The following is a 10,048-nucleotide window of genomic DNA, read 5'->3' as shown; positions in this document are numbered from 1 at the left end:
CGGCGTAAAAACCGGGCAATGCTGCTTGGAAAGGTCGTCGTTTGTTGTGAAATTTGAGCTGGATTCGGCCACAGGCATGATTCAGTGGCTGAATTCATTGAAAATCTCGGGTTATTCGAGCTGCCCCTCAATCAAAGAATTTGGGTGATGGAAATTTCAGTCACGAACAGGCCAATTGGATTCAGGCGAATCAATTTCTCGTTGGTGACGGGGGAGAGTTCGGTGGTCAGCGTGGCGCGGTAGCGCTTTTTAGAAAGCAACATGCCATTGGGCGAGCGGGCGGTTTCGCGGAAATCGACCTGCCAGGATTTATCAGAAATCGGCAGAATGCTCTCCACCTCCACGGAAATGGTTTCCGTCGCCGCACGGGAAAAGGGCGATTGTTCTTTGAACCAGCCCGAAATAACGGTGGTCGAAGCAGCGCCCGAGGGAAGCATGGAATACACCCGATCAATAGCTGCCTTCTCGGCTTGCTGATCGGAAATCACCCCGCGCAAATCGGTAATGAATCGCCCGATGAGCGAGCGAATCACACGCGGATCAGCGGCTGAAGCCCGGTCGGCAATACCGGCGGCCACAGCGCTGCCGTGCTGATCGACAGCCACCACATAGGGAATGAATTTGCTCTGCGCGCCGATATAAACAACACCGGCCACCGCCATAATTGCCGTGATCCCGGATAACACCGCCACAATGCGCCAGTTTTTGGCCTGCGACACATAATCGCCGTAGCGCTCATTCCATTCCCGACGCGCGGAAATATACGGATTGAGCTGTTCATGCGCCGATGGGGCATCGGCGGGTTTGGATTGCTTGTTCAAGATGGAGCCCTCTGTTCACTGGATGCGATACCAGTGTGTCAGGGGCTTGGGGAATTCGATTTAGTGTTGCTTCACTGTCACAATCCGCCCGTGCAGTTTGTGTTCTAGAACAAAGGGTTACTGCTCCTCAGTGACCTTTCGCAAACGGCAAACCATGCCAAGAAAGGAACCTACTGCCTCCTGCACGAACGGCTGAGTCTCTTTGTAAGGCCAGATTAGGAGCGTAGCCTTCAAGACAGTCATGATCCTACGTTTGTAGTCCAGAAGCGTCGCGTCCGTGATCGGTCCAGGATTTAGAAGACCGCTTGGCGATGCGTACAGTAACAAGTTCCGCTGGTTCTTTTTGGCGTTCAGGTACTTCTGAATGTCTTCAAATCCACTCGGGGAAATCAACTCAAGAAAGTACTTCCGATAGTTCACGGCCTCGCCAGCTTCGCGGATGTCTAGATTGAGCGGCGGAACAGGGCGGGCAACGATTCCATCGTTCACGCCACCAAGGACAAGGGCCAGTTGAAGCCGTGGTGTCTCGTCGTGCTTCGGTATGCCCAGCCTAACTTCCTTGATGCCGTTCATTCGCAAGTAGGATGTGTGTTTGGCGATTGCGACCAGAAATGGATACACCGCCGCCTTTTGGAGGTGATCCTTTGGCATCAACTTGCTGGTTTCTGCATAGCCTTTAGCAAGCAGCGCACGAAGAAGAGCGGATGCCGCCTCCTCTTCAGCAGTGATCGCTCGAAAGAGAGCCATTGCAGGGTCAATGTCTTTGATACGGTGCGCAAATGAGAGGTGTATGAACGCAGCGTCAAAGGACCTCCTCGTTCGATCTTTTGGCTCGTGGCGCAATAGACTAACGACACGAAGATCTTCCTCAGTGAATATTGGTGGCAATGGGATATCGTTCATGGCTAACGACGCTGTAGAAAAACCACTTGAAGGGGCGAAATAGTCATTTTCAAGGGGTGCCTTGCCCCTCCCGACAAGACGATAATCGATTACAGAGCATTTTAGGAAGTCGGTTTTTGCTAATGGTCATAAATTTTCTTGCCAAGGGGGGTTTTCTACAGCCTCAACGTGAAGCTCACTCGACGAAAACCACATAGCGGTTTTTGGTCTGGCGGAGCGCAGTGTTATAAGAAATCACGCCAACATCCTGCGAAATTTTGGATGGACGTGATGAATAGAAATATTACCCCCAAGGGTCTTTGTGGTACTAATGAGATCATTGGATTCAAACACGTCCAGTATATGTTCAATTAGCCGAAGCTTAGCCCCTGTTCTCTCTGCTAATGTATTGTTGTCTTTCAAGTCTTCATTGATGATTAGGCCTGCACACTGTTCCTTCAACCGATCGTACTCCTCAATCTCGGAGCCGCAATATTTCTCGAAACCATAGCCAGTAACGCGAATATAGCATCCATACCTATCTGGCCCTCCGCCGAAGTAGTGAGATAACTCGAAGTAGCCATCCGTCCCCAAAATCTCGATAGACTCCTTCACCTGATCCTTTGTTAGCCCAAGAGCGTCAAGATCTCCAAAAATATTCTCGGGCTCGACAATATGTGCGTTGTTCTCCAAATCGAATGCGGCAGCCCTCTTTAAGACGAGCGTGTCTATTTTCGAAAGTCCAGCAATGTTGCTAGTGGCCTTCTGAATAAAATCGGGAGGTTCTCCAACGGGCGGTTTTTCTCGTACATCGAAAATCGCGGCCACAATTCTCTTCAGTGGCTTTTCAAAGTTCGATGTATCTTCGACTCGCTCCCATAAAGTTGACTTTAGCGCTTCGGGAACGCCGCAATTATCAATTACGATGGGGATGATCTTGGTGCCCTTTGAAATGCGCGAGACCATGCTCGCGTTAAGTTCTTCAGTCACCCAAGGTTTCGAAACGCTGTACTTCGAAAGGACAATAATTACAGCATGAGCCTCCTTAAGGCCTTCTTCGAATATCCTGTCGACAAGGCTATCGCCTGGGAGCATTTCCCAGTGATCCAGCCATGCATCAATGCCGTTTTCCCTGAGCTTCGTCGCGAAATTAGTGACGAATCGGTTTTTGTCTTCACTGGCATGGCTGATGAAAACCCTAGGACTCATACAGTAACCTCTTGCTTATAATGATGCTGTAGAAAAACTACTTGAAGGGGCGAAATAGTCATTTTCAAGGGGTGCCTTGACCCTTCCAGACAGGACGATAATCGATTACAGAGCATTTTTGGAAGCCGGTTTTTGCTCATTGTCATAAATTTTCTTGCCAAGGGGGTTTTTCTGCAGACTCAACGACTAAGCTTACCGGCGGCAATAGCCGTCCGTTGCAGCGCCGTGTTATGCCGTCTCCAGCACTGCTTAGTTATCACAGCTGAGCGCCAGCGCTTTGCAAGATCGATTCAAGTTCCGGCGTTAAGCGATTGGGAATCTCCGCTGCCTGGTTAATAGGCACATATTTGAAGGTGTTCAGGTCGAACGGCACCCGGTCATCTGTACCGTTCGGTTCGAACAGGAAGATAAGCCGATTGCTCTCGTGATGCTTCAGTGCGTAGCCCGCCTCAACGTAGACATTTGGACGATGTCCGGTCAGGTCGCAGATGATTATGTCCGAGGAGGCGATGGCCTCGTACATCCGGCTGTGAATCGGGAAGGTGCCGCCTTCTTCCGTACCCATGTCGATCAGCTCCAGCCCGATGCCATGTTGCTGCTGGAGATTGGTCAGAGTTTGCCGAAGCTGCTGCAGACGCAAGTTGGCCCTGTTCTGGGCGTCATTCGGGGCATCCTGTGGCGGGTACCAACGGGCAAGGAAAACCCGTTTAGGGATACGGGACTGAGCGGCCTTGAAGGTTTTGAGCAGTTGCTCCGCCGGGGAAAGCGGATCGAGCAGGTTGGTGATGCCCTGGCCGCCGAGCCAATGGCCGATGCGGTCGAGATAGTCCACCGTCCAGCGGACTTTTTGCTCGTGATCATCCCCCACCGCCTCACGCCAGACCCGCGCCGCCAGCTCGAAGAAACCGTAGGTTCTGCATAGCGATGGATGGTTGACGGTCAGTCGGGTGGCGATGTCCGCCAGCGCAGCAAACAGGTCGTCGGCAAAAGTGGTCAAGGCCTGCCGGTCCTGGGCGATGGCCTCGTCCATGGCGATCAGGTTGCGGGCCGACTCCCACAGCGCCGTCAATGGTCGCTCGCCGAAGCGTTGCCGGGCGGGTTGCGGCAGACCATGCAGACGGTCGGTCAAGAGCCGCGTGAGGTGCAGCGCCGGGTTGTAGGCGAATTCATTGTCCGGCGTCATGGCGTGTGCCGGGTCTTGCCCCAGCAGCAGCCGCAGGCCGTGTTCCGACTCCAGCGGCAGGGCGGTGCTGTTGATGGTGTGGAAGATCAACGATTCGGCGAAGTCGTCGGCATCGTTATCCGTCGGATCGAGCAGCACCATGCAGAAAGGGGCGAGATACTTGGTCGGGGTGTTGGGGTCATCGGTGAGCTGTTCGGCCAGGTGTAACCGGTGATTGCCGTCGATGCGGCGGATGATTTTGTCCCGCTTGATCTGCTCCAGATCGCCGCGCCGCACGCGCAGCCGTTGCATCCGCGTGGTTGGGCTTGAATAGCGGCGGGTGATATCCACCAGACCACCGTTGTCGCTTTTCACCCCGAAAACCGTCTCACCCAGCCCCAGCTCGTCTGGATCGATCTCTCCGCGATTGACCACCAGTTTGACCGGCGCACGAACGGAAAGGATCACCTCCGGGAGAAAGCGGTTCTCACTCTGTTCCAGGTAGTTTTTGATCTCCTCGGCGTGCTTGGCCGATTCCATTCGCTGATGGCCAACCACCCGAAAGCCCTGCTCGCCATCCTCCATCTTGTAGGGGACGGAGACGGCTGCCAGATCGCGCAGGTCGGCAAAGCCCCAGATGATGCGGAAGATACCCAGCACGCTTTCCGAAAACAGCCCCTCGAACTCGATGTATTGGCGGCCTCTCGACATATCAGTGCACCTCCACCGGGCGGGTGCCGAGGATCATTTTTTCTATTTCTTTGGTCGTTTGATTTCGTATCTGTGCGCTCTGTTCCTCTAGATCGGCAACCTTTCGTTGCGCAATTTCGAAGAGCGTCTTCAATTCAGTCTGTTTTGTTACTGGCGGGACAGGAATCGGGAATCCACCCAGTAAATCAGCGCTGAGATTTGGTTGATTGTTGCCGCTTGCAAGTCCTCGCATCTCATCGTAAGAAACCATGAGGTAGTGCCAAAGGAAATCTGTGTCCAATGCAGGGTCAATTTCGGTCAGCACAAGACAAGCCTGATTTGTTGCGGCATCCACCTCAAGCTTTGCCGTTCGACCCCTCGTTGCGCCTTGCCCATACATTGCTATAACAAGACTGCCTGCCGGATAGAGTTTTGCGCTACTTGACGCGAGCCCCTTGCTGGTAATTTTTTCCTCGGTGTCATAAATGACCGCGTTACGCACTTCCGTCGTCTTAACCCAAGGAATTTCGCCTCCGTAATACTCCTTGTGTTTCCTGCTAGGGGTACCGCCGGAACCGGTCTTGCAAACTTCCTTGAGTGGCTTGACAGGATAAACAAATGAATCTGCCCCGTTCTTGTTTCTCCATGCAAGCTCATTCCCCCAACGCTCGACTTCGCGCCATTTTGCAATAAATAATTTCGGGCGAGCCACGTTGGAAGTTGTTATTCCCAAGGCCTTGCGGAATTGGTCGAAAGCCTCCGCTTTGCTACGTGATATTGCTTCATGGTTACGCTGAACGGATGTTTGCGCCGCCTCCCAATAGGCCACAATTTTCTGCTGAATTGGCAGCGGTGGGATGGGGACTTTAAACCCAAGGAAGTCGGATTCCTTGAAGCGGTTCCTACTGATCGCTGCCGAACCAATGGAAGCGGCATTCACTGCACCAATAATCTTTTTGGTATTGAAAAGAAGATAAATGTATTTAGGTAAGGCTATGGCCGGGTCAATCTCAAACTGCGGAAATTCATTGGAAACGTAATAACCGTCCAGTTCCTCTGGAACAACGGCAAATGATTCCTTCCAGGCGAACAATCGGTTGTAAATAATTGCTCCCGGTTTGAGTGGGTAAAGGTAATTCGCGCTTTGCTCCTTGCCCACGACTGTTTCGCGGTGAAAGACGCCTTCGCCATACCAACGGACGCCCGCCATTCGGTATTCGCTTTCCGGCTTAACCTTTTCTTTGTTTTCCAGTTGAGCAGCGAAAGCGCCCACAGGTAATAAACGCCAGCCATCAGGTAGTTTGCCAAAACGAAGCAGGACGGATTCGGGCGTCCACTTTTCAATTTCCGACCATAAAATACAGCTTGGCCGTTTAGAGATTGGGGCCACTGCCTCCATCACTCAGTCCCTCCCGCAACGGCAAAGGCGCTCGGGTCGGCCTGAAACTCCCGATACCACTCCAGGCAGGTTTTGTCGCAATCGGCGGGCTGCCGGTCGTTGGGATAAAGCTCGTTCTGATCCTCCTCGCCGGTGGCGGAGATGCCGACCTTTTCCGCCTCGTACATGAAAATGGGGTAGTCGAACCGCTCCTTCAGCAGTTGCCGTGCTTTGTTGATCTGCCGAACTTCCATTGCCTTCAGGTAATCCTTGAGCCCCTTTTGCAGCACCTTGCGTTGCTCTATGTCTTTCGCTTGCTTGGCCGCCTCGATTTCGCTTTCCAGCCGTTCTCGTTCCGCTTTGATCTCATCGGCATACCGAGCTTCGGTCTCCGTCTTGGCGGTGGCGTAGGTCTCGTCAAACTTCTGCTGTTCCTCCTCAGTGAACTTTTGTAGGAAGAGCAGCGAGCATTTCACGCTGGCGCCGGAGCTGACAAAGGTTTCCTGCGGTAGGCTGACCACAGCACGGAGGAAGGCGCGGTCTTCGGTGAACTCGCGCACGTAGGCGAGCGAGGGGTTGTTGAAGATGCCTTCCGGCAACACGATGCCGAGGCGACCGCCTGGCTTGAGTAAATCGAGGCAACGCTCGATAAACAGCACTTCAGTTTTGATCTTGGCCTTGTCGCTCTTGGGCAGGTCGAACAGGCTGGCGATGGGCTTATTGAGCGCCGCCTTCACCCGGTTCTGGGCCTCGCGGTAAAGGTCGCCATACTCCTTCATGTATCGCTCTTCTGCCGTCGGGTTGACGGCGATATCCACCTCCAGCACCTTGTCGGTGGGCTCGACATTGGCTCCGAAAGGTGGATTGGTGAGGATGATGTCGAAACGCCCCTCGAAGATGCCGTTGACGTTCAGAAAGCCGTCGTGGTGGTGGACGCCGCCGTGACCGTCGCCATGCATGATCATGTTCATCTTGCTGGTGCGGGCCATGCGGTCGTTGGCGTCGGTGCCGTAGATGCAGCGATTGGAGAGCTTCCAGAGACGGGAGCCCTCACGCTTCTGGTCGATGAGCGCCTGCACCTCGGTGAATTTGTCCTGGAGCTTCTTGGCCCGCTGCTCCTCGGTGAGTGAATTGTCCTTTTCAATCTCGGCCTTGAAGGCATTGTAATCGCGGTCGGCGTCGGCGAGGATTTTTTCCCGCACGATCTCGAACACCCGGATCAGAAAGCCGCCCGAGCCGCTGGCTGGGTCGCAGACAATCTCGCCCTCCTGGGGATCGACCATGTGCACCATGAATTCGACGATGGTGCGCGGAGTGAAGAACTGGCCAATCTCGCCCCGGAACGTGCGTCCGAGGAAGCGCTCGAATGCGACCCCTTTCACGTCCTCGCTGGTGTCGGAGAGGTTGTACTTCTCCAGTTCCTTGACGATGGCCTCGCCGGTGGCGGGCTTGAGGTTGATACGCTCGTCGCCCTCAAAAATCTTGTCGGTGGCGTAGGCCAGCTTGGTTTGCTGAAAGAGGTTGTCCAGTGGATTTTCGGCGATCTGGCTTTTCAGCACATCGACAGTGAACAGATTGGTCTTGTTGCGCCGAGTGAGCAGCGAGCGTTCTACATAGACCTTGATGAACAGCACCTTGGCGATTTCATCGAATGCCGCCGCCGGGTCTTTCTTCTCCCGGTTACGGATAATGTTGTGGCATTTGTGCAGCAGGTCGGCGAACTCCTTTTCCTTGAAGGCGCGGAGCTTGGAAAGCAGTTCCTCGATGTCCTTGTCCGAGGCGTTGCCGTGGGGAATATTCTCAATCTCTTCCGTGTAGCCGGGTACCTTGTCTTTTTTGACCCGCCAGTATTTGGTTTCTCGCGAGTTGTGGGTGACAAAGAACGGAGCGCCACAGATGCGGGCGTAGTTCTCGCCTTGCCCGTAGTCCTGCGGTTTGATGGTGACGTTATCGGACTTGCATTCGACGATAATGAAGGGGGCGTTGTCATCGGCCTTGTCTTGAGCGGTGCGCCAGAGGACAAAATCGGCGCGGGCGGATGCGGAACCCCGGCCGGTAAGGTCCATTTCCTCGGCGATTTGATCGAGGGCGAAACCGTACTCGTTGACCAGCACCAGCAAGTATTCCTGGCGTACCGTTTCTTCCGGCGTTTCCACCAGCCATTTGCTGCGCACATGGCTCCAGATTTTTCTCTTCTTTTCGTCGCGTTTGATTTCCAGTGCCGCTGTCATCGGTTCTTTACTTCCTTCCTGTGTTCATCTTTTAGTCATAACGCTGGGATTGAGAGGCGGCGAAGCCGTTCGCCTCGAATGAGTGGTTAGCCCCGAACCTTGAGTTGCGAGACAATACTGCAAACCGCTCGTGCAACCTCGGGGGACCAATCGTTGGAAGTAAGCCACTCCTCGTTAAACCTTTCGCTGAAAAGAAGGATAAGTACGAGTGTGTAAAGAAATGCAGCATTCAACCTCCAAGAATGTCCATTAACACGGTTATCAGATAGAAGCTTAAAGTATATTTTGACGAGCTCTTCGTTACCGGCAATATACTCGTCGATGGTGCTTAGTGATGTTATGTTGGCATTGGCGAGAGCTAAAACAAGGCTTGATATCTGATAGTCGGGGAATTCCGACCCAAAACCCGTCGCCAACGCCACTGAATAGAGTTTCTTCATCGACTGAGACTCATCAATATGCCGGAGAACTTGGTCGTCTTGAAATTTCATCTGCGGGTTTTTCCTTGTGGACTCGAAGGCCTAAAGTTTGGTTAAGGGGGCGGGTTTTGGCCCGTCCCAGTGATCGAAGCGAACGATTTGAACCAGTTGTTAGATTGTATCTGTGTGCGGGCGAAGCTGCTCAAGATGTTTTTGGAGTTGGTTGCTCATGGTGGAAAAGGAAACCTATGGTTTTCTGCTGTCATTAAGGTTCTCTATCTAATTACCAACCCCCGATCGTCAAGAAACAAATCCACCCCACGATTCATCCGTTCGAGCCGTTTCACTGGTACGGAGTGGTTTTTCGGGTGCTTTATTCGGTGAGCTTTCCGCCCGTGCTTCTGCCTTCAAAACATCGACCCGCGTTACCCGTTCGCAGATGATTTCCCGGTGTGTTCTTTCGGTGCCCTTGGCATCTTTTGCTGTTCGGGTACGGATGCGGCCTTCAATGGCTGCCCAGTCGCCTTTATTGAGCTGCGCCATGCGCTCGGCCACGGCTTCCCAGCCGACGACCGTGTGCCATTCGGTTTCCTCTGCATATTCGCCATGGGCGGTTTTATAGCGATTGGTGGTGGCAAGGCGCACATTGCACACGGCTTTGCCGCTCTCGCCAACATAACGTAATTCGGGATCATTGCCGACAACCCCTTGCAATTGGGCACGGTTGATATAGCTGCTCATGATGTTCTCCTGTTATCGCGGGCTGAAAATGTCGAAGATGGCATCGGTTCCTTCGTCGCTAATCTCCGCTTCGCGTAACTCGCTGACATCGGGCGCGTCATCTGCTGCCGTGAACCATGCCTGTTCGACGCCACCCAGTTCGGCGTTTTCCGTGATGGCTTTGAACTCGTTCAATAAGTCATCCGGCTTGCGCTTCCGAATAGGTTCATCAGCATGGCAAATCACAAAATCCTCGGTGCCGTACTTTTTGGCATCCGGCTCGCCGGTATCTAAATCCGGCGGCGGTAAATCCTGCGTTTCTTCCGGGATTACCGCAAAACCATCCACGGTGATTTCTTCTCCATGCGATTCTGATTCTGGTTCGGCGGTGATGTTTTCAGGGGGGGGTGATTCTTCTGCCGGGGAATTAACAGTTCCAAGCGCTGCGCCGTTCGTCATGGCCGGTATTGGAGCGTCTATTGGTGTCTCCTGCATGACATTGGCTTCACGATTTTCTGAGCTGGGCTTGATTGATA

Annotated in this window: 9 protein-coding genes; all 9 read right to left on the bottom strand. The window is 53.4% G+C overall.

The features are described 5' to 3' along the window. Positions 1–131 precede the first annotated feature (131 nt). Positions 132–821 (bottom strand): VirB8/TrbF family protein, encoded by a 690-nt coding sequence (locus PHV74_12290; GenBank protein MDD5095136.1) that lies wholly within the window; start codon positions 819–821, stop codon positions 132–134. 117 nt (positions 822–938) lie between these two features. Then, positions 939–1,568, bottom strand: coding sequence for a hypothetical protein (locus PHV74_12285; protein MDD5095135.1), 630 nt, complete (start codon positions 1,566–1,568; stop codon positions 939–941). Positions 1,569–1,958: 390 nt separating this feature from the next. Next, complete coding sequence (locus PHV74_12280) at positions 1,959–2,912, bottom strand: toll/interleukin-1 receptor domain-containing protein (protein MDD5095134.1); 954 nt, start codon at positions 2,910–2,912, stop codon at positions 1,959–1,961. 256 nt (positions 2,913–3,168) lie between these two features. Then, positions 3,169–4,785, bottom strand: coding sequence for a hypothetical protein (locus PHV74_12275; GenBank protein ID MDD5095133.1), 1,617 nt, complete (start codon positions 4,783–4,785; stop codon positions 3,169–3,171). Between the two features lies 1 nt (position 4,786). Next, positions 4,787–6,163, bottom strand: coding sequence for a restriction endonuclease subunit S (locus PHV74_12270; protein MDD5095132.1), 1,377 nt, complete (start codon positions 6,161–6,163; stop codon positions 4,787–4,789). Further along, positions 6,163–8,373 carry an N-6 DNA methylase gene (locus tag PHV74_12265; GenBank protein MDD5095131.1) on the bottom strand — a complete coding sequence of 737 codons (2,211 nt, stop codon included), beginning with the start codon at positions 8,371–8,373 and terminating at the stop codon, positions 6,163–6,165. Before PHV74_12265 ends, PHV74_12270 begins: the two co-directional genes overlap by 1 nt. A gap of 86 nt (positions 8,374–8,459) precedes the next feature. Continuing rightward, positions 8,460–8,864: a hypothetical protein gene (locus PHV74_12260; protein ID MDD5095130.1), complete on the bottom strand. Its 405-nt coding sequence runs from the start codon at positions 8,862–8,864 to the stop codon at positions 8,460–8,462. Between the two features lie 228 nt (positions 8,865–9,092). Next, the gene (gene ssb / locus PHV74_12255) at positions 9,093–9,533 is read right to left on the bottom strand and encodes a single-stranded DNA-binding protein (GenBank protein MDD5095129.1); all 441 of its coding nucleotides are present in this window, start codon (positions 9,531–9,533) and stop codon (positions 9,093–9,095) included. A gap of 12 nt (positions 9,534–9,545) precedes the next feature. After that, positions 9,546–10,048 (bottom strand): hypothetical protein (locus PHV74_12250; GenBank protein MDD5095128.1); only part of this gene is annotated, 503 nt, incomplete at its 5' end.

It is taken from the genome of Dehalococcoidia bacterium (assembly GCA_028711995.1).
Classification (GTDB): domain Bacteria; phylum Chloroflexota; class Dehalococcoidia; order SZUA-161; family SpSt-899; genus JAQTRE01.
Note: the sequence above shows the minus strand (reverse complement) of the source record. Positions and strands in the feature narration are given on the sequence as shown.